The 20,376-nt window shown below is 68.2% G+C and carries 16 protein-coding genes; 6 read left to right on the top strand and 10 right to left on the bottom strand.

The annotated features are described in order from the left end of the window. The first annotated feature begins 2 nt into the window (after positions 1-2). From tal to WBG06_RS13585, 5 genes are all read left to right on the top strand, one after another. Complete coding sequence (gene tal, locus WBG06_RS13605) at positions 3-1,106, top strand: transaldolase (protein WP_336737326.1); 1,104 nt, start codon at positions 3-5, stop codon at positions 1,104-1,106. Next, a complete protein-coding gene (gene pgi, locus WBG06_RS13600; protein ID WP_336737325.1) occupies positions 1,106-2,761 on the top strand; it encodes a glucose-6-phosphate isomerase in 1,656 nt (551 codons plus the stop codon). The genes tal and pgi overlap by 1 nt, the downstream gene beginning before the upstream one ends. Beyond that, on the top strand, positions 2,758-3,498 hold the full coding sequence (pgl, locus tag WBG06_RS13595) for a 6-phosphogluconolactonase (protein ID WP_336737324.1): 741 nt from the start codon (positions 2,758-2,760) through the stop codon (positions 3,496-3,498). Before pgi ends, pgl begins: the two co-directional genes overlap by 4 nt. A gap of 148 nt (positions 3,499-3,646) precedes the next feature. Further along, entirely contained in the window at positions 3,647-4,831 is a 1,185-nt protein-coding gene (locus tag WBG06_RS13590; RefSeq protein WP_336737323.1) for an endonuclease, read from the top strand. 168 nt (positions 4,832-4,999) lie between these two features. Beyond that, positions 5,000-5,968, top strand: a complete 969-nt coding sequence (locus WBG06_RS13585) for a hypothetical protein (protein ID WP_336737322.1) — start codon at positions 5,000-5,002, stop codon at positions 5,966-5,968. 126 nt (positions 5,969-6,094) lie between these two features. Here WBG06_RS13585 and WBG06_RS13580 read toward each other — a convergent pair whose 3' ends face one another. The 10 genes from WBG06_RS13580 to WBG06_RS13535 form a co-directional block, all read right to left on the bottom strand. Then, a complete protein-coding gene (locus WBG06_RS13580; protein WP_008357153.1) occupies positions 6,095-6,454 on the bottom strand; it encodes an RNA polymerase-binding protein RbpA in 360 nt (119 codons plus the stop codon). 133 nt (positions 6,455-6,587) lie between these two features. Further along, entirely contained in the window at positions 6,588-6,818 is a 231-nt protein-coding gene (gene secG, locus WBG06_RS13575) for a preprotein translocase subunit SecG (protein ID WP_336737321.1), read from the bottom strand. Between the two features lie 42 nt (positions 6,819-6,860). After that, entirely contained in the window at positions 6,861-7,667 is an 807-nt protein-coding gene (tpiA, locus tag WBG06_RS13570) for a triose-phosphate isomerase (RefSeq protein WP_336737320.1), read from the bottom strand. Then, entirely contained in the window at positions 7,667-8,890 is a 1,224-nt protein-coding gene (locus tag WBG06_RS13565; protein WP_336737319.1) for a phosphoglycerate kinase, read from the bottom strand. The genes tpiA and WBG06_RS13565 overlap by 1 nt, the downstream gene beginning before the upstream one ends. 38 nt (positions 8,891-8,928) lie before the next feature. Next, positions 8,929-9,927 carry a type I glyceraldehyde-3-phosphate dehydrogenase gene (gene gap, locus WBG06_RS13560; RefSeq protein WP_336737318.1) on the bottom strand — a complete coding sequence of 333 codons (999 nt, stop codon included), beginning with the start codon at positions 9,925-9,927 and terminating at the stop codon, positions 8,929-8,931. Between the two features lie 185 nt (positions 9,928-10,112). Continuing rightward, positions 10,113-11,099 (bottom strand): DNA-binding protein WhiA, encoded by a 987-nt coding sequence (gene whiA / locus WBG06_RS13555; RefSeq protein ID WP_008357163.1) that lies wholly within the window; start codon positions 11,097-11,099, stop codon positions 10,113-10,115. Between the two features lie 128 nt (positions 11,100-11,227). After that, positions 11,228-12,208: a gluconeogenesis factor YvcK family protein gene (locus WBG06_RS13550; RefSeq protein WP_336737317.1), complete on the bottom strand. Its 981-nt coding sequence runs from the start codon at positions 12,206-12,208 to the stop codon at positions 11,228-11,230. A 2-nt stretch (positions 12,209-12,210) separates the two neighbouring features. Next, positions 12,211-13,077 (bottom strand): RNase adapter RapZ, encoded by an 867-nt coding sequence (gene rapZ, locus WBG06_RS13545; protein ID WP_336737316.1) that lies wholly within the window; start codon positions 13,075-13,077, stop codon positions 12,211-12,213. 3 nt (positions 13,078-13,080) lie between these two features. After that, positions 13,081-15,057, bottom strand: coding sequence for an excinuclease ABC subunit UvrC (gene uvrC / locus WBG06_RS13540; RefSeq protein ID WP_336737315.1), 1,977 nt, complete (start codon positions 15,055-15,057; stop codon positions 13,081-13,083). A 104-nt stretch (positions 15,058-15,161) separates the two neighbouring features. Then, complete coding sequence (locus tag WBG06_RS13535) at positions 15,162-19,085, bottom strand: GH92 family glycosyl hydrolase (protein ID WP_336737314.1); 3,924 nt, start codon at positions 19,083-19,085, stop codon at positions 15,162-15,164. Between the two features lie 233 nt (positions 19,086-19,318). Between WBG06_RS13535 and WBG06_RS13530 the strand changes: the two genes are divergently transcribed. Then, complete coding sequence (locus tag WBG06_RS13530) at positions 19,319-20,353, top strand: LacI family DNA-binding transcriptional regulator (protein ID WP_336737313.1); 1,035 nt, start codon at positions 19,319-19,321, stop codon at positions 20,351-20,353. Positions 20,354-20,376 lie beyond the last annotated feature (23 nt).

The following is a 20,376-nucleotide window of genomic DNA, read 5'->3' as shown; positions in this document are numbered from 1 at the left end:
ATATGTCTGACCGTCTCAAGGCGCTGGCCGACGCCGGCGTGTCCATCTGGCTCGACGACCTCTCCCGAGAGCGGATCGAGACCGGCAACCTCGCCGATCTCGTCAAGGAGAAGTCCGTCGTCGGGGTGACCACCAACCCGACCATCTTCGCCTCCGCGATCTCCAACGGCGAGCGCTACGACGAGCAGCTGCGCGCGCTCGTGGCCGAGGGCAAGAACGTCGACGAGGTCATCTTCGGCCTCACCACCGAGGACGTACGCAACGCCTGCGACATCCTCGCGCCCGTCGCCGACGCGACCAAGGACGACGGCCGGGTCTCGATCGAGGTCGAGCCGACCCTGGCCAACGACACCGACGCGACCATCGCCTCCGCGAAGGCGCTGTGGGCCGCCGTCGACCGTCCCAACGTGCTGATCAAGATCCCGGCGACCCTGGAGGGTCTGCCCGCGATCACCGCCGCGATCGCCGAGGGCATCTCGGTCAACGTGACGCTGATCTTCTCGGTCGAGCGCTACCGTGCGGTGATGGACGCCTACCTGACCGGCCTGGAGCAGGCCAAGGCTGCCGGCAAGGACCTGTCCACCATCCGCAGCGTCGCCTCGTTCTTCGTCTCCCGCGTGGACACCGAGATCGACAAGCGGCTCGAGGCGATCGGCACCCCCGAGGCCACCGCGCTGCTCGGCAAGGCCGCGGTGGCCAACGCCATCGCCGCGTACGCCGCCTTCGAGGAGGTCCACCAGTGCGAGCGCTGGACCGCGCTGGCCGCCGAGGGCGCCAACGCCCAGCGGCCGCTGTGGGCCTCGACCGGGGTCAAGAACCCGGCCTACCCGGACACTCTCTACGTCACCGACCTGGTCGTCGCCGACACGGTCAACACGATGCCGGAGAAGACCATGGAGGCCTTCGCCGACCACGGCGAGGTCAAGGGTGACGTCGTCACCGGCAAGGGCGCCGAGGCCGCGACCGTCTTCGAGTCGCTGCGCTCGGTCGGGGTCGACGTCGACGACGTCTTCCTCGTGCTCGAGACCGAGGGCGTGGACAAGTTCAAGGCCTCCTGGGTCGAGCTCGTCGACACCGTCAAGGGCCAGATCGAGGCGGTCAAGTAGTGGGCGGGGGTCCGGTCGACGCGACGACGACAGACGCTTGGAAGGCGCTCACCGAGCGACGGGACGGCCTTGAGCCCGACCTGCGCTCGTGGTTCGCCGATGATCCCGGCCGGGCCTCACGCTTCACCTTCGAGGCGGCCGACCTCCACGTCGACCTCTCCAAGAACCTCCTCACCGACGACATCCTCGCCGACCTGCTGGCCCTCGCCGAGCAGGTCGGCCTGGAGGCACGGCGCGACGCGATGCTCGCCGGCGAGCACATCAACGTCACCGAGGACCGCGCGGTGCTCCACACCGCGCTGCGTCTCCCTGCTGATGCGTCCCTCACCGTCGACGGCACCGATGTCGTCCCCGGGGTCCACGAGACCCTGAGGAAGGTCTTCGACTTCGCCGACCGGGTCCGGTCCGGCGAGTGGAAGGGCGTCACCGGCGAGCGGATCCGGACCGTCGTCAACATCGGCATCGGCGGGTCCGACCTGGGCCCGGTGATGGCCTACGAGGCGTTGGAGCCGTTCCGCCACCCGGAGATCGAGTGCCGGTTCATCTCCAACATCGACCCGACCGACGCGGGACAGAAGCTCACAGGGCTCGACCCGGCGACCACGCTGTTCATCGTCTCCTCGAAGACCTTCTCGACGCTGGAGACGCTGACCAACGCGCGCCTGGCGCGCGCCTGGCTGCTCGACGCGCTCGGAGACGGCGTCGATGCCGGCGACGCCGTGAAGAAGCACTTCGTGGCAGTCTCCACCGCGCTGGACAAGGTCGCCGACTTCGGGATCGACCCGGAGAACGCCTTCGGCTTCTGGGACTGGGTCGGCGGCCGCTACTCGGTGGACTCCGCCATCGGCACCTCCCTGGCGATCGCCATCGGTCCCGAGGGGTTCACCGAGTTCCTCGGTGGCTTCCACGCCATCGACGAGCACTTCCGTACGACGCCGATCGCCCGCAACGTGCCTGCCCTGATGGGTCTCCTGAACGTCTGGTACGTCAACTTCTTCGACGCTCAGACCCACGCCGTGCTGCCCTACTCCCAGCTGCTGCACCGGTTCCCTGCCTATCTGCAGCAGCTGACCATGGAGTCCAACGGCAAGTCGGTGCGGTGGGACGGCACCGCGGTGACGTCGGCGACCGGAGAGGTCTTCTGGGGCGAGCCCGGCACCAACGGCCAGCACGCGTTCTACCAGCTGATCCACCAGGGCACCCGGGTCATCCCGGCCGACTTCATCGCGTTCGCCAACCCGGCCTACCCGCTCGCGGACGGCGACATCGACGTGCACGAGCTGTTCCTGGCCAACTTCTTCGCCCAGACCCAGGCGCTGGCGTTCGGCAAGACCGCCGAGGAGGTGCGCGCCGAGGGCACCGCCGAGGACATCGTCAACGCACGGGTCTTCTCCGGCAACCGCCCGACCACCTCGATCATGGCTCCGTCGCTGACCCCTGGTGTGCTGGGTCAGCTGATCGCCCTCTACGAGCACATCACCTTCACCCAGGGTGTCGTGTGGGGCATCGACTCCTTCGACCAGTGGGGCGTCGAGCTCGGCAAGCAGCTCGCCGTGCAGATCAGCCCGGCCGTCTCCGGTGACGAGAAGACGGCCGAGCAGCAGGACGCCTCCACCCGATCCCTCATCGCCTACTACAGAGAGAAGCGCACGTGACCAGCGACGGTCATCCCGAGTCACTGATCGAGGTCCACGACACCGCCGAGGCACTGGCCTCCGCGGTCGCCGGAGAGTTCCTCAGCCGTCTTGCCGACCTCCAGGCCGCAGGCGACGTACCCACCATCGGTCTCACCGGCGGCACCATCGCCGAGGCGATCCATCGCGAGATCGCGCGGCTCGCACCCGAGTCGGGCGTCGACTGGGGCGCGGTCGACTTCTTCTTCGGCGACGAGCGCTATGTCGCCGCCGACTCCCCCGACCGCAACGCCGGCCAGGCCCGCGCCGCCTTCCTGACCGAGGTCGGTGTCCCGGACCACCGCATCCACGAGATGCCTGCCACCGACTCCGGCCTGAGCGTCGACGAGGCCGCAGCCCAGTTCTCCGAGGACGTACGCAGCCACGGCTCGGGCGGCTTCGACATCCTGATGCTCGGCGTCGGCCCCGACGGACACATCGCATCCCTCTTCCCCGGGTTCCCGCAGCTCGAGGCGACGGGCACGATCGCCGTCGGCGTCACCGACTCCCCCAAGCCCCCGCCGGAGCGCATCACCTTCACGTTCGAGGCTCTCCGACGGTCCTCGACCGTCTGGTTCCTGGTGAGTGGCGAAGGCAAGGCCGATGCCGTTGCCAAGGCCCACGCCGGAGCCCCGATCAACGAGATCCCCGCCACCGGCGTCGTCGGCACCAACGAGACGACCTGGTTCTTGGACCGCGCAGCCGCGTCCAAGCTCTGACCCCCACCCGACTCGGCGCGACTGTCCCACCCAGAAGCGCCGAGTCGGCGCAAATGTCTCGGGAACTCCGTTACCCAGGTTGCTAACGGCAGGTAAATCTTTCCCGCAGCGGGTTCCCCGACCACGTGCCGACTGCCACCATCCGAGCATGTCCTTCAGCGCCTCTCGGCGGCTGCGCCTCACCCTGGCCAGCCTCGTTGCCCTCGCCCTGGCGAGCTTCATGGCGGTCGTCATCACGACCGCCCCGGCCCAGGCGGCCACGATCACCGTATCCACGGCGATCGCGACCCAGAACGGCTCGACGGCCACGGTGCGCGGCTACGTCGTCGGCCAGCCCACCGCGACCAACACCGTCGTGACCAGCAACTATCCCAACGACTACGCCCTCGCGATCGCCGACTCGGCCGCGGAGGCCAGCACGTCACGGATGCTCTACGTGCAGATCCCCGACGCCTTCCGCAGCTCGTGGGGCCTGCGGTCCAACCCGAGCCTGAAGGGCCGCCAGATCGATGTCACCGGCACCCTGACGGCGTACTTCTCTCACCCTGGGCACAAGAACGCCACCGCCTTCGCGTTCGCCGGGTCCACGCCGACCCCGACGCCCACCCCCACCACCAGCCCCACCCCGGACCCGAACATCCCGGCGGGCTACTACGACTCCGCCGCGGGCCTGTCCGGTTCGGTGCTGAAGTCGGCGCTGCACAACATCATCGACGGGCACACCACGATGACCTACAGCGCGGTGTGGGAGGCGCTGAAGGTGCTCGACCAGGACCCGAACAACTCGGCGAACGTGATCGAGTTCTACTCCGGGGTCTCCACGCCGAAGACGAACAACGGCGGCGACGCGAACAACTGGAACCGCGAGCACACCTGGCCGCAGAGCCACGGTGACTTCGGAACCAGCAACGGCCCCGGCACCGACGTGCACCATCTGCGGCCCGAGGACGTCACCGTCAACTCCACCCGGGGCAACAAGGACTTCGACCTCGGCGGCTCGGCCGTCGCGGAGTGCAGCGACTGCTGGACCGACGCCGACTCCTTCGAGCCCCGCGACAGCGTGAAGGGCGACCTGGCCCGCGGCATCCTCTACATGGCCGTTCGCTACAACGGCGACGACGGCTTCGCCGACCTGGAGGTCAACAACGCCGTCAACGGCGCGACCAGCTACCTCGGCAAGGTCTGCGTCCTCCTGGCCTGGCACAGCGCCGACCCCGTCACCACCGCCGAGCAGGCGCGCAACAACAAGATCTACTCGACCTACCAGCACAACCGGAACCCGTTCATCGACCACCCGGAGTACGCCGAGTCCATCTTCGGCGCCACCTGCTGACCGACCCGCCGAGTCGGCGCGTCTGTCCCACGCAGAGGCGCCGACTCGGCACATCAGTCCCACTGGAACGAAGCGAGTCGGCGCGTGAGTCCCACGTTGTCCACAGACTTTTCCACAGGCCGCCGTCGTCCGGTGGTGGTACCGGGGACTGACTCCCAGACTCTGGGCATGGACATCAACGAGATGCTGTTCAACGGAAGCCTCGGGAGCACCTTCCCGTTGCCGGCGACCGAGCCCTTCACCTTCAAGATGGCCCGCGACGCGGGGATCTCACGGAGGCGGCTTGGCACGCTTCTCGAGACAGGCCTCGTACGGCGCCCCATGAAGGGCGTATATCTGGCCACCGAGGTGGGCGACTCCCTGGCCATCCGCGCCGCCTGCTTGAGATTGGTCGCGCCCGCCGACTGCATCGTCGTCGACCGACATGCCGGCTGGCTCCTCGGAGCCGAGATGATCCTCGCCCCCGGCGAGCACATCGGCCTTCGCCCGCTCTCGTTCTTCCGCCCGGCCGGCCGCGGCCGTCTCCGCAACGACATCGCGAGCAGCGGCGAGCGCACCGTGTCGGACAGCGAGACCGACGAGATCGGTGGCCTGAGGGTGACCAGTGCGCTGCGTACGGCCTGGGATCTCGGTCGCGTCCGCTGGCCTGACGAGGCGATCGCCGGAGTCTCGATGATGCATCGACTCGGTGCGTACGATCCTGAGGAGTTCATCGAGGGGATCGAACAGTTCCGCGGTCAGCGATGGGTGACGACACTTCGCGAGATCGGCCCGCTGGCGGACGGCAGGTTCGAGTCGCCGCCGGAAGCGGTGCTGGGTCTGCGATGCCATCAAGCGCGGCTTCCCATGACGCCGCAGATCGAGGTCTCCACCGTGACCGGGGAGTTCGTCGCCCGCCTCGATCTGGGCAACGAGGACCTTCTCGCCGCCGTCGAGTACGACGGCGCGGAGTGGCACTCCTCCCCCGGCCAGCAGCTACGCGACCGGGAACGGCGCCTGGACGTATGCCGTGAAGGATGGCTGGTCGAGGCGTTCACGAAGAACGATCTCTTCACGCGTACCGGAGACGCAGACGTACGCATCCGGCAACTGCACCATCGGGCGCTCCGCCGACGCGGTGGACGGCTGGCAAGCTGAACGGGACAGTTGCGCCGACTCGTTCGCTTCAGACGGGACAGAGGAGCCGACTCACGCGTCTCCAGCGGGACAAATGCGCCGAGTCGGCGCCTCTGCTTGGAGCAGATGCGCCGACTCGGCCGGGGTTCAGAAGATGATCTCGCCGGACTTCCGGCGGGAGCGGAGGAGGGCGATGGCCTCCTCCAGGATGTCCTCGGCCTCCGCGTCGGAGCGGCGCTCCTTCACGTAGGCGAGGTGGGTCTTGTAAGGCTCGATCTTCGGCGCCGGGGGCGCGTTCTCCTCGTCGAGACCAGCGGGAAGCCCACACTTGGGGCAGTCCCACGAGTCCGGCGGCGTCGCCTCGACGGCGAAGGTGATGACCGAGCGATGTGCGTTGGCACAGAAGTAGGTGACGGCCTTTCGCGGCGCAGCTTCGCCACGCTCCGCCTCACCCATCGGCCCAGCACCGACTCGGGAGCCCCGAATCGCGTTCCCTCCACCTGCCATGGTGCTGCGGTGTCCTCTCTCAACTTAAAGTTCGCAGCCCCGAGAGGCCACTTTGGGGGAAGTGGACGGCAAAATCTCCGTCCAGCGTCGAATGAGTTTAGACGCTATCGCGTGCGCGTTGAAGGGGAATGGCTCAGTAAGCCATCAACAGACCAAGCGCGATCACACAGGCGAACCAGATCACTCCGATGCCGATGGTGAGGCGGTCGAGATTGCGCTCGACGACCGAGGATCCACCCAGCGAGCTCGAGACGCCGCCACCGAACATGTCGGAGAGTCCGCCGCCGCGGCCCTTGTGGAGGAGCACGAGAACGATCATCAGCACGCTTGCGACGACCAGGATGATGGTGAAGAGAAGTTCCACGTTGAAATCCTATCTGGAGAGCGGTCAACCTACCGCACTGGCCTAGAGAACTGGCAGGTCGTAGTAGCGGGAGATCGCCGCGAAGTCCTCGACCGAGAGGCTCGCACCACCCACCAGCGCTCCGTCGACGTCGGACTCCTGCATCAGCGCGGCCACGTTGTTGGGCTTCACGGACCCTCCGTAGAGGATGCGTACGCCGCCGGCGACCTCCGCCCCGTAGACCTTCTCCAGCCGCTCCCGGATGCCGGCGCAGACCTCCTGGGCGTCCTGCGCGGTGGCGGTCTCGCCGGTGCCGATCGCCCAGACCGGCTCGTAGGCGATGACGACCTGGCCGACCTCGGCCTCGGTCAGGCCCGCCAGCGAGGCTTCGGCCTGACCGGTGCAGTGCTCGAGGTGGTTGCCTGCCTGGCGGACCTCGAGGCCCTCACCGACGCAGACGATCGGGGTGATGTTGTGCTTGAGGGCGATCTTGGCCTTCTGCGCGACGATCGCGTCGGTCTCGCCGTAGTGCTCGCGGCGCTCGGAGTGACCGACGATCACGTAGGAGCAGCCGAGCTTGGCCAGCATCGCGGCCGAGACCTCGCCGGTGTAGGCGCCGGACTCCTGGGTGGAGACGTTCTGGGCGCCATAGGTGATCCGCATCTTGTCGCCGTCGACCAGGGTCTGCACCGAGCGGATGTCGGTGAACGGCGGGAAGACCGCCACCTCCACGGCAGTGAAGTCGTGGCGCTTGTCCGAGAGCGTCCAGGCGAGCTTCTGGACCAGGACCACCGCTTCTTGGTGGTTGAGGTTCATCTTCCAGTTGCCGGCGATGAGCGGGGTGCGCCCCGCAGCCTTCTTGGCCGCCATCAGCCCAGTCCCCCGACCGCGGTCGCCTCGTCGAGCACGGCGACGCCCGGGAGGGTCTTGCCCTCGAGGTATTCGAGCGAGGCGCCGCCACCGGTCGAGATGTGGCCGAACTGGTCGTCGGAGAACCCGAGCTGCCGGATCGCCGCGGCGGAGTCGCCGCCACCGACGACCGAGAGGCCGTCGATCGTGGTGAGCGCCTGGGCGACCGCGCGGGTGCCCTCGGCGAACGCGGCCTGCTCGAAGACGCCCATGGGGCCGTTCCAGAAGACCGTCTGGGCGCCCTCGAGCGCGGCAGCGTAGGTCTGCGCCGACTCCGGGCCGATGTCGAGCCCGAGCGACTCGGGCGGGATCGCGTTGGCCGCGACCACACGGGCAGAGGCCTCGTCACCGAACGAGTCGGCGACCACGATGTCGGTCGGCAGCAGGATCTCGACGCCGATCTCCTCGGCGCGCTCGAGATAGCCGAGCACCGTGAGGATCTGGTCCTCCTCGAGCAGCGACTGGCCGACCTCGTTGCCCTGGGCCTTGAGGAAGGTGAAGACCATGCCACCGCCGATGAGCAGCTTGTCGGCCTTGCCGAGCAGGTTGTCGATCACGCCGAGCTTGTCGGAGACCTTCGAGCCGCCGAGGACGACCACGTACGGCCGCTCGGGAGTCTCGGTGAGCCGCTTGAGCACGTCGATCTCGGTGGCCACCAGGTCGCCCTGCGCGCTCGGGAGCAGCTTGGCGACGTCATAGACCGAGGCCTGCTTGCGATGGACCACGCCGAACCCGTCGGAGACGAAGGCGTCGACCAGGGCGGCGAGCTGGGCGGCGAAGGTCGCCCGCTCGACGTCGTCCTTGCTGGTCTCGCCCGCGTTGAAGCGTACGTTCTCCAGCAGAGCGACCTGACCGTCGCCGAGGCTGCCCACCACCGAGCTCGCCGAGTCGCCGACGGTGTCGGTCGCGAAGGCGACCTCGGCACCGAGCAGCTCACCGAGTCGGGTGGCCACGGGAGCCAGCGAGTAGGCCGGGTCCGGCTCTCCCTTCGGCCGACCGAGGTGGGCGACCACCACGACCTTGGCGCCGGCGTCGGCCAGCGCCTTGATCGTGGGCACCGAGGCACGGATGCGACCGTCGTCGGTGATCGTCGTGCCTTCCAACGGGACGTTGAGGTCGGAGCGCACGAGAACTCGCTTGCCCGCGACACCCTGCTCGATGAGCTGCGTGAGATTCAGAGACATAACGGGCTAGACCCTAACCTGTGAGGCAGGTCGTTGGGTCACAGGCTCGCGCCAACGTAGGCCACCAGGTCACCGAGCCGGTTGGAGTAGCCCCACTCGTTGTCATACCACGCTGCCACCTTGACCTGGTTGCCGATCACCTTGGTCAGCGGGGCGTCGAAGATCGACGACGCCGGGTTGGTGACGATGTCGGAGGAGACGATCGGGTCGGTCGAGTAGACGAGGTATTTCCCGTCGGCTGCCTTCTCCATGATCGCGTTGATCTCCTCGACCGAGGTCTCGCGCGAGGCCTCGAAGGAGAGGTCGACGATCGAGCCGGTCGGCACCGGCACCCGCAGGGCGTAGCCGTCGAGCTTGCCCTTCAGCTCCGGCAGCACCAGACCGATCGCCTTGGCGGCGCCGGTCGAGGTGGGCACGACGTTGAGCGCGGCCGCGCGGGCGCGGCGCATGTCCTTGTGGATGTTGTCCTGAAGGTTCTGGTCGGCGGTGTAGGCGTGGACGGTGGTCATCAGGCCCTGGTTGATGCCGATGCCGTCGTTGAGTGCCTTGGCCAGCGGCGCCAGGCAGTTGGTCGTGCACGAGGCGTTGGAGATGACCGTGTGGTTCTCGGGGTCGTAGTCCTTCTCGTTGACGCCCATCACGATGGTGGCGTCGTCGTTCTTCGCCGGAGCGGAGATGATCACCTTCTTCGCACCGCCGGAGTCGATGTGGGCGCGCGCCTTGGTGGCGTCGGTGAAGAAGCCGGTCGACTCGATCACGACGTCGACGTCGAGGTCCTTCCAAGGAATGTTGGCCGGGTCACGCTCGGCGTACGCCTTGATCTCCTTGCCGTCGACGACGATCGCGTCCTCGGTGGCGGACACGTCGGCGTCGAGCGGGCCGAGGATGGTGTCGTACTTCAGCAGCGTCGCGAGGGTCGCGTTGTCGCTGAGGTCGTTGACCCCGACGATCTCGATGTCGAGGTCGGAGGCGCGCACCGCGCGGAAGAAGTTGCGGCCGATCCGGCCGAACCCGTTGATGCCTACTCGAACTGTCACGTGGACTCCTGGTTCGCGTCGAAAAGATTGTGCGCGGGATCACCCGCTGACGCCGACACTACCCAGCGCCTCTGAACAGCGGGAGACTGGGTTGGATCGTTCCAAAAGACGGACGAGTAGCAAACGGCCCGAGCCCCTCGATCAGTCGAGGGGCTCGGGCCGGTTTCAGGTCGTGGATGTCGCTCTCAGGCGTCCTCGGCGAGCATCTCCGCGGTCAGCGACGCCTCGGTGTCGGGGATGCCGAGCTCCTCGGCACGCTTGTCCGCCATCGCCAGCAGCCGCCGGATCCGGCCCGCGATCGCATCCTTGGTCAGCACGGGGTCGTGCAGCTGGCCGAGCTCCTCGAGCGAGGCCTGCTTGTGCTCCAGACGGAGCTTGCCGGCCTGGCGAAGGTGGTCGGGGATGTCGTCGCCGAGGATCTCCAAGGCACGCTCGACACGCGCCCCCGCCGCCACGGCGGCACGTGCCGAGCGGCGCAGGTTGGCGTCGTCGAAGTTGGCCAGCCGGTTGGCGGTGGCGCGGACCTCACGGCGCATCCGGCGCTCTTCCCAGGCCATCAGCGACTCATGAGCGCCCAGGCGGGTCAACAGCTGGCCGATCGCGTCACCGTCACGGATCACGACGCGGTCGACGCCGCGTACCTCGCGGGGCTTGGCGGAGATGCCGATCCGACGAGCGACACCGACGAGGGCCAGAGCCGACTCCGAGCCCGGGCAGGTCACCTCCATCGAGGAGGAGCGACCGGGCTCGGTGAGCGAGCCGTGGGCCAGGAAGGCGCCACGCCAGGCGGCGACGGCGTCGCAGGCTCCGCCGGAGACGACCGCGGGCGGGAGACCCCGCACCGGCCGGCCACGCTGGTCGAGAAGGCCGGTCTGGCGCGCCAGCGCCTCACCGTCCTTGACCACGCGCACGATGTAGCGGCTGCCCTTGCGAAGCCCGCTCGCCTGGATGAGAGCCACCTCTGCCTCGTGACCGAAGACGTCGGCGATGTCTCGCTTCAATCTCCGAGCCGCCAGACCGGTGTCGAGCTCAGCCTCGACCACGATCCTGCCGGCCACGATGTGGATCCCCCCAGCGAACCTCAACGTCGAGGCAACCTCTGCCTTGCGGCAGCATGTCTTGGTGATCTGAGTGGAGGCCAGCTCGGCCTTCACCTGTCCCGTCATCGCCATGTCGGAGAGTCTTTCATTGTTGTCAACGACCCTCGAATCGGTTCCACCTCAGAGCAATCTGTGTGGGCCCAGAGCGAGGCTTACGGAGGGTAGGACGGCGCACCCGAAGCCTGATGACGCGGCTTCGGTCAGCCCGCCCCGATCACCCTCGCGTACGCAGCGGCGAGCCGCTCCGGGTCGTGGCGAGGAGTCCCGTCGCCGACGGCGACGTCGGCCACCTCGACCTGCGCGCCGCACTTCTCGGCCACCCGCGACAGCTCGTCGAGGCCGTCGAGGGAGGAGTCGACGAGGACGGTGTGGATGCGGAGGTCGGGGGCATGGTCGAGAAGGACCGAGAGGTGCTCGGCGGGTCCGAAGCCGGTCGTCTCCCCCGGCTGCTCGCCGAGATTGAGCACGACGACGATCTTCGCTGACGTCGCTACCAGGGCCTCACGCAGCGCTCGGACCATCAGGTGTGGCAGGACCGAGGTGAACCACGACCCGGGGCCCAAGAACACCCACTCCGCGTCGTGGATCGCCGCGACCGCATCCGGCGCTGCCGGCGGGTTGTCAGGGATGAGCCGGATCGACTCGATCATCCCGTCGGTGCTGGCGACCTCGACCTGACCCTGCACCGAGGTGAGGGCCTCCGGAGACCCGGGCACCAGGCCGCGTACGTCGGCGACGATGTCCATCGGCACCAGCGCCATCGGCAGGACCCGGCCCTTGGCGCCCAGCAGGCGACCGACCCAGTCGAGCGCCTCGACGTGGTCGCCGAGCTGCTCCCACAACCCCACGATCAGCAGGTTGCCGAGGTTGTGGCCGCGCATCTCGCCCTCACCGGCGAAGCGGTGCTGCAGCACCTGCGCCCAGGTGTCGTCCCAGCGGTCCTCGCCGCACAGCGCCGCGAGAGCCATCCGCAGATCGCCCGGAGGAAGCACACCGAACTCGCGGCGAAGCCGGCCGCTCGAGCCGCCGTTGTCGGCGACCGTCACGATCGCGGTGAGCTGATCGACGGTCAGGTCGTCGACCAGCAGCCGCAGCGCGCTCAGCGACGCGTGGAGTCCGTGCCCTCCCCCCAGGGCGACGACGGCCTGGGCATCTGCCCCGGGTCGGTCGGCCCCGGCCACGCTCACTCCCGCCCGAGGTCTCGGTGGATCGCCTTCGCGTCCAGGCCGGCATCTCGCAGCCTCCTGGAGATCTCCTCCGCCATCGCCACGCTGCGGTGCTTGCCGCCTGTGCACCCGATTGCCACGCGCATGAACCTCTTTCCTTCGTGGAGGTAGCCCTTGGTCACGCCGATGAGCACCGGAACATACCCGCTCAGGAACTCCTCCGCACCAGGGCGTGAGTAGACATAGCTGGCGACGTCAGGATTGTCGCGCCCGTTGCCGTCCTTCAGCTCTGGCACCCAGTGCGGGTTGGGCAGGAACCGCATGTCCGCCATGAAGTCGGCATCGACCGGGATCCCGTATTTGAACCCGAAGCTCACCACCGACACCTTCAGCGTCGTCCGCTCCGGGGTGCCGAACGCCTCCGCGATCCTGGCGGTGAGCTGGTGCACGTTGAGCTGGGTGGTGTCGATGACCAGGTCGGCGGCACCACGCAGGTTGGCCAGCACCACCCGCTCGCGCTCGAGCGCGTCCAGCAGCCGCTCGTTGCCGCGCTGCATCGGGTGCGGCCGCCGGGCGGCCTCCTGACGGCGTACGAGCGTGTCGTCGGCGGCATCGAGGAAGACCAGCGTCGTACGCCGCCCGGTGGCTCCCTTGGCCACGATCTCCTCGAGCTCGGCGAAGAAGGACCCCGAACGTACGTCGGTCACGACCGCCACCGGCTGCTCCGGGCCCCGGGCGGCGTCGACCCGCTCGACCACCTGTGGGAGCAGGCTCGGCGGCAGGTTGTCGACGACGTAGTAGCCCAGATCCTCCAGCTCCTTGGCGGCGGTGCTCCGCCCGGCACCGGTCATGCCGGTGATGACGACGACCTCCCCCTTGTGCATGACCTACTCCTCGATGATCTCGCCGGTGGTGACGTTGATGCCGCTAACCTTGCCATTCTTCGCCGTCTGCTCCACAGCGGTCTTGATCGCCGTCGCCGTGCCGGGGCCGATGCCGGGCACCTGGGCGATCTCCTCCACGGTCGCGGTCCGGAGCTTCTTCAGCGAGCCGAAGTGCTTCATCAGCGTCTTGCGGCGCACCTCGCCGAGGCCGGGTACGTCGTCGAGCAGGCTCTCCACCATGGACTTGGAGCGGCGGCCGCGGTGGTGGCTGATCGCGAACCGGTGCGCCTCGTCGCGGACCCGCTGCAGCAGGTAGAGACCCTCCGAGGACCTCGGCAGGATGACCGGGTCCTCCTCGTCGGGCACCCAGACCTCCTCCAGGCGCTTGGCCAGCCCCACCACCGGGATGTCGTCGATGCCGAGCTCGGTCAAGGCCCGCTGCGCGGCCGCGACCTGGGGGGCGCCACCGTCCACGACGACCAGCCCCGGGGCGTAGGCGAACTTGCGGGGTCGGCCGGTCTCCGGGTCGACCAGCATCGGCCCACTGGCGCCCTCGACCTCGGTCGAGACGATCGACGTGGACTGCTCGTCGAGCAGCCGCTTGAACCGCCGGGTGATCACCTCGTGCATCGCCTTGACGTCGTCGGAGCCGTCCTGGCCCTTGATGATGAAGCGCCGGTATTCCGACTTGCGGGCGAGCCCGTCCTCGAAGACCACCATGCTGGCCACGATCTCGGTGCCCTGCAGGTGGGAGATGTCGTAGCACTCGATCCGCAGGGGCACCTCCTCGAGCTCGAGCGCCTCCTGGATCTCCTCCAGCGCCCGGTTGCGGGTGGTCAGGTCGCTGGCGCGCTTGGTCTTGTGGAGCGCGAGAGCCTGCTTGGCGTTCTTCTCGACGGTCTCCTGGAGCGTCTTCTTGTCTCCGCGCTGGGGAACCCGGATCCGCACCTTCGCCTTGCGTACGTCGGAGAGCAGCTCCTCGAGCGTCTCGTGGTCGGGCGGCAGGGCCGGGACCAGGATCTCGCGCGGGATCGCCTCAGCGTCTTCGCCGGCGTAGAGCTGGAGCAGGAAGTGCTCGACCAGACCGGCGGTGTCGGCGTCGTCCATCCGGTCGGCGACCCAGCCGCGCTGGCCCTTGATGCGGCCGCCGCGTACGTAGAAGATCTGCACGCCCACCTCGAGCGGGTCCTCGGCCAGAGCGATCACGTCGGCGTCGGCTCCGTCGCCGAGCACGACGGCCTGCTTCTCCAGGGCACGCTGCATCGCACCCAGGTCGTCGCGCAGGCGCGCGGCCTTCTCGAAGTCGAGGGCCTCGGACGCGGCGTACATCTCCTTCTCGATCCGCTTCGTGAACGCCGTGGTGTGGCCGGCCATGAAGTCGCAGAAGTCGTCGACGATCTCGCGGTGCTCCTCGGCGGAGATGTTGCCGACGCAGGGAGCGGTGCACTTGTCGATGTAGCCGAGCAGGCAGGGCCGGCCGATCTGCTGGGAGCGCTTGAAGACCCCGTTGCTGCACGAGCGCATCGGGAAGACCCGCAGCAGGATGTCGACCGTCTCGCGGATCGCCCAGGCGTGGCCGTAGGGGCCGAAGTAGCGGGTGCCCTTGCGCTTGGCGCCGCGGCCGACCATCACCCGCGGGAACTCCTCGGAGACGGTCACCGCCAGCCAGGGGTAGGACTTGTCGTCGCGGTACTTGACGTTGAACCGCGGGTCGAACTCCTTGATCCAGGTGTATTCGAGCTGGAGCGCCTCGATGTCGTTGTTGACCGTCGTCCACTCGACGCTGGCCGCGGTGGTGACCATTGTCGCCGTGCGGGGGTGCAGCGACGGGATCGGCTGGAAGTAGTTCGCGAGCCGCTGGCGCAGGTTGATCGCCTTGCCGACGTAGATCACCCGCCCCTTCGGGTCGCGGAACCGGTAGACCCCGGGCTGGGTGGGGATGTCTCCAGCTCTGGGGCGATAGCTCTGCGGATCGGGCACGTCCCAACCCTAGTAGCGGGCACCGACAGTCTCCTCGCAGGCGGGACGGACGATGCCCGGCCGGATCGAACCGGCCGGGCATCGTCGTGTCCGTCGAGACGGCGTCAGCCCAGCAGCTCCACCTCCGAGAGCGTGATCTGCTCGGCGGCCGGCCCGGTGAACTCGATCCGGATCCGGTTGAACCTCGACTCCGACTCGAGCTTGAACGGACGGGTCGCCTGCTGCCAGTCGAACGTCTCGCCCGAGCGCCGGTCGAGGACCTTCCAGTCGGCGCCGTCGTTGGATCCCTTGACGACCCAGCCGCTCGGGGAGCGACCGTCGGCGCCGTTGGTGAGGGTGTAGAAGGAGACCGGCACCTTGCGTGCGCTGAACCGGTACTCGACCCAGCCGTCGCCGGCCACGGTCGTCTGCGTTCCGGAGTCGTTGTCGACGAGCGTCTCGCCGTCGCTCCCGCTGGCGCTCACCGTGCCCTTGCCCGCGCCGGACCTGTCTGCGATCGGCCTGGCCGGCTGGGAACCGTTGGTCAGCGACGGCGGCACGGCGCTGGGCGAGGTGCCCCAGCTCGACGGCTTCGAGCCCATGTCGAACTCGATGGTGCCGCCGTCGGCGAGCTCCTCATGGGCGACGTACGTCTTGTCCCACCGCTTGCCGTCGATCGTGACGCCCTGCACGTAGACGTTCTCCGTGGAGTTGTCCGGTGCCTTGATCACCAGGTCCTTGCCGCCCTCGAGGTGGAGGGTGGCCTCGGTGAACAGCGGCGAGCCGAGCACGAGGTTCTCGCTGCCCATCTGGAGCGGGTAGAGACCGAGGGAGGCGAACAGGTGCCAGGCCGAGGTCTCGCCGTTGTCCTCGTCGCCGGCGTAGCCCTGGCCGATCTCGGAGCCGGTGTACATCCTGCGCAGGGTCTCGCGGACGATCTCCTGCGTCTTCCACGGCTGGCCGGCGTAGGTGTACATCCACGGGATGTGGTGGCTGACCTGGTTGGAGAAGCCCCACTGGCCCATGCGTACGTCCCGGGCCTCGCGGATCTCGTGGATGATGCCGCCGTAGGAACCGGGGTACTCCCCCGTCTCCGGAGTGGAGAAGAAGGTGTCGAGCTTCTTCGCCAGCCCACCGCGACCGCCGTAGAGGTTGGCCAGGCCCTGGCCGTCCTGCGGGGTGTGGAACGCGAAGTTCCAGCCGTTGGTCTCGGTGTAGTCGTGGTCGCTGCCCCACACCAGCGGGTTGTAGTCGGCCGGCGACTTCTTGAAGGTGCCGTCGGCGTTGCGGCCCTGGAAGAAGCCCACCTTGGTGTCGAAGGTGTTGACGTAGTTGCGGGCGCGGTTGAGGAAGTATTCCGACTCCTCCTTCAGCCGCTTCCGCTCGGCGCCGGAGATCCCGTCGCGTGCTGCGAGCTTCGCGGCCATGTTCCCGATGCCGTAGTCGTTGATGTAGCCCTCGAGTCCCCAGGAGACGCCCTCGCTCACGGCCGCAGGCGTGTAGCCGAGGAACACCGAGGTCTGCATGCCCTTGCGGCCGACGTTGGAGTTGGTCGCGGAGCCCGGAGGCCGGACGGTGGCGTTCTTCACGGCGGCCGCGTAGGCGGCCTCGGCGTCGATGCCCTCGACACCCTTGACGTACGCGTCGGCGAAGGAGACGTCCGAGCTGGTGCCGGTCATCAGGTTGGCGTAGCCCGGCGATGACCAGCGCGAGATCCAGCCGTTGTCCTTGTACTGCTGCACGAACCCGTTGACCATCTCGGCCGCCTGGCTCGGCTCCAGGAGCGAGTAGGCCGCCCAGGTGGTGCGGTAGGTGTCCCAGAAGCCGTTGTTCACATAGACCTTGCCGTCCTTGATCTCGGCCCCGGTGTGGGTGGGCGTGGTGCCCGGCGGGTTGCTGTCGCCCGAGGTCGACTGGACGGCGTGCTTCCAGACCGGCTCGTCCTCGGTGCCGGTGTTCTCGTGGCCCGAGTTGGGGTAGAGGAACAGCCGGGCGAGGTTGGAGTAGACGGTGGTCCTCTGGTCCTTGGTCGCGCCCTTGATGTCGAGGACGTCGAGCTTGTCCTGCCACAGCGCCTTCGCCTTCTCCTTGACCGTGTCGAAGGAGTCGTCGGCGACCTCGAGCTGCAGGTTGCGCTTGGCCTGGTCGATGCCGATCAGGCTGGTGGCGATGCGCATCGTCACGGTCCTGTCCGCGCCGGCATCGAACTTCAGGTGGCCCTGGACGTTCGGGCGCTCTCCGGTGGCGTACTTCCCGCCGCCGGTGACCGGCTGGTCGAAGGTCGCGTAGACGTACATCCGGGTCGCGCCGTTGGACAGGCCGCTGCGGGTGTCGGTGAAGCCCTGCAGGGTTCCCGCCGCCGGGTCGAGGGTCAGGCCGCCGTCGTTGTTGACGTTGTCGAACACCAGGCTCGCATCGTCACCGGGATAGGTGAACCGGAACACCGCGGCGTGGTCGGTCGGTGCGATCTCGGCGCTCTGTCCGTTGTCGAAGCCGACCTTGTAGTAGTACGGCCGGGCGGTCTCGTTGTCGTGCTCGAAGGTGAGCGCGCGTGCCTTGCGGGCCGGGTCAGGGACGCCCTCGGCGGACGACGGCATCACCTGGAAGGTCTGCCGGTCACCCATCCAGGGACTGGTCTCGTGGCTCAGCGTGAGCGCCTGCAGGCTCGTCCGGTTCTGGGCGTCGTTGTCCTGGTGATAGCGGTAGAACCACGACAGCGAGCCGGCGTTGGTCATCGGCGCCCAGAAGTTGAAGCCGTGCGGGACCGCGGTCGCCGGGATGTTGTTGCCCCGCGAGAAGCTCCCGCTGGACTGGGTGCCTCGGGTGGTGACGGCGTAGTCGACGCGGCTGGTCACCTGGGGTGTCTTCGGGGAGGCGGTGATCTCGATGTCGTCGTACCAGCCGCGGAACTTCGTCGGGCCGCTCGGCGCGTCGACGGCGACCAGGATCCGGTCGATCGTCTTGCCGGCCGCGACCTCGCCGATGACGGACGTCTTCTTGTTCCACTGGTTGGTGTAGAGCGACTTCGACTCGCCCTGGCCCTCCGGGGACAGTTCGTAGCCCTGCGCGTCGAGCGCTCCGAGCTCGGAGAGCAGCGTGCCGTCGGTGAAGGCCAGGTCGACCGCGGTGTAGGTGCTCGGGTAGCTCAGGTCGCCCTCGACGAACTCCGGGAAGACCAGGTAGGAGAGCTCGGTCTCCTTGCCGACCGGGATGTCGACGTCGAAGACGCGGTTGTAGGAGTGACCCTTCTCGCCGGTGATCTTTCCGGCGTACTCGAAGGCGTGGGTGCCGGTGAAGCCGACCTTCGACTTCGCGGCGTACGCCGAGGCGGGGCCGTCGTCGGGGTGGCTGGTCATGTTCTCCAGCGGCGGCGGGGGCTCGGAGCCGTCGGAGAGCTGCCACTCGGCGAGCTGGATGATGCCGCCGCTCTGGTTGGCGGAGATGTCGATGCGGTAGTGGGAGTAGGCCTGCGGGGAGGCGATCTCGAACTCGCGGGTCTGGAACCGCTCGTCCCACGACTGGCCGGTGCGTCGGTCGACGGTGGTCCAGTTCTGGCCGTCGGTCGAGCCCTGGATCACCCAGTCCTTCGGGTCACGTTCCGCCGCGTCGTTGGCCGAGGTGAGGGCGTACCTGACGACGCTGATCGGCTGGTCGAGCTGGATCTGGACCCAGCCGGTGGTCGCGAAGGTGAGCCACTTGGTGTTGATGTCGCCGTCGACGAGCTCGGCGGCCCCCTCCCCGGAGCCGGTGTTCTCTCCGCTGGCGCTGACGCCGGTGATGTGCGAGGCGATGTCGCCGGGGATGCCGGAGGGGTCCGGACCGGCCACACCGGAGGTACGTCGCTTGCCGTCCTCGTCGGTATCGACGAGGTCAGCCCAGGTGGGCTGGGGATCGTCCTCCTCGAGGGAGGTGCTCCAGTCACCGCCTTCGGCGGTCTGCTGGGGGTCAGCGGTGTCACTCTTCGGTGCGGACGGCTCCGCCTCCGGGGTGGCGAGCGCCGGGGCGGTTCCGCTCATCCCGATCGTCAGCGCCGCTGTTGCTGTGATCATCGCGGCCAGGCGTACGGCTCTGCCACGGGTTCTGGGTGATGCGTCCCAACGATGCATGGGTGTGATCTCCTTCACATGGGGGCCACCCTGATGGAATCGTGAGATGACAACGTTGTCAACGAGATTCGGAAGGATTTACGCGGGGACTGTCCTGATCACCCTAAATTTCTATCCGTCCGCGAGAACCAGGCAGACATCGTTGTCACGCTCGCAACTGCGTCTACGCTGAGCACGTGGCATCACCCGTCTTCGACCAGAACCGTCATCAGCGCCGCCCGACCATGAAGGACGTGGCGGCGGCGGCCGGAGTGAGCCTGAAGACCGTGTCGCGGGTGGTCAACGGCGAGTCGAACGTCAACGACGACCTCCGGACAGCGGTGCTCGAGTCGATCGCCGAACTCGGGTTCCGGCGCAACGCCAGCGCTCGCGATCTCCGGCAGGGACGCTCCGGCACGATCGGGCTGCTGCTCGAGGACGTCGCCGACCCGTTCTACTCGATCCTGTCCCGGGCCGTCGAGGACGTCGCCCGTGAGCACGGGACGATGGTCTTCGCCGGATCCTCGGCCGAGGACTCCGACCGGGAACGCGATCTCGCCCTCGCGTTCTGCGAGCGGCGCGTGGACGGCCTGATCATCGTGCCGGCCGGCTCCAGCCACTCCTATCTCCTCCCGGAGATGCGGGCCGGTATCCCGGTGGTGTTCGTCGACCGCCCGCCCGGCGACATCGAGGCCGACATGATCCTCACCGACAACCGTGGTGGTAGCCGACGCGGAGTGGAGCATCTGCTCTCCCACGGACACCGGCGCATCGGCTTCATCGGCGACGCGCCCGAGATCTACACCGCCGGCGAGCGCCTGCGTGGCTATCGCGAGGCGTTGGAGGCCGCAGGGATCGCCGTCTCCGACGAGCTCGTCACCCAGGCGCCCCCTTCCCCCGCATCCACCGCCGACGCGCTGGACCGGCTGCTGGACGGGCCGACGCCGGCGACCGCGCTGCTGTGCGGCAACAGCCGCACCACAGTCAGCGTCCTTCGCGAGCTCGCCCGACGCGACGCGCGGCTGGCGCTGGTCGGCTTCGACGACGTCGAGCTCGGCGACCTCCTCCAGCCCGGCCTCACCGTCGTCGCACAGGATCCGGGTGCCATGGGCGCGGCCGCCGCACGCCTGCTCTTCCAGCGCATCGCCGGCGACTCCGACGGCCCGCTTCAGACCGTCACCATCGGCACCCGACTGATCCCCCGAGGCTCCGGCGAGCTCGCCGCTCCCTGAGTCTGGGGAAATCGGGCGCTCAT

The sequence above is a fragment of the Nocardioides sp. CCNWLW239 genome (genome assembly GCF_037137035.1).
In the GTDB taxonomy this organism is placed as follows: domain Bacteria; phylum Actinomycetota; class Actinomycetes; order Propionibacteriales; family Nocardioidaceae; genus Nocardioides.
The sequence above is the reverse complement of the archived record's forward strand: the minus strand, read 5'-3'. Positions and strand labels throughout refer to the sequence as shown.

Bases quoted from the DNA above. Each gene is read 5' to 3' on its own strand.
- WBG06_RS13535 (WP_336737314.1), bottom strand. From the start codon at position 19,085: ATGATCACAGCAACAGCGGCGCTGACGATCGGGATGAGCGGAACCGCC.
- rapZ (WP_336737316.1), bottom strand. From the start codon at position 13,077: ATGCACAAGGGGGAGGTCGTCGTCATCACCGGCATGACCGGTGCCGGG.
- tal (WP_336737326.1), top strand. From the start codon at position 3: ATGTCTGACCGTCTCAAGGCGCTGGCCGACGCCGGCGTGTCCATCTGG.
- WBG06_RS13590 (WP_336737323.1), top strand. From the start codon at position 3,647: ATGTCCTTCAGCGCCTCTCGGCGGCTGCGCCTCACCCTGGCCAGCCTC.
- WBG06_RS13580 (WP_008357153.1), bottom strand. From the start codon at position 6,454: ATGGCAGGTGGAGGGAACGCGATTCGGGGCTCCCGAGTCGGTGCTGGG.
- WBG06_RS13565 (WP_336737319.1), bottom strand. From the start codon at position 8,890: ATGTCTCTGAATCTCACGCAGCTCATCGAGCAGGGTGTCGCGGGCAAG.
- tpiA (WP_336737320.1), bottom strand. From the start codon at position 7,667: ATGGCGGCCAAGAAGGCTGCGGGGCGCACCCCGCTCATCGCCGGCAAC.
- whiA (WP_008357163.1), bottom strand. From the start codon at position 11,099: ATGGCGATGACGGGACAGGTGAAGGCCGAGCTGGCCTCCACTCAGATC.
- WBG06_RS13585 (WP_336737322.1), top strand. From the start codon at position 5,000: ATGGACATCAACGAGATGCTGTTCAACGGAAGCCTCGGGAGCACCTTC.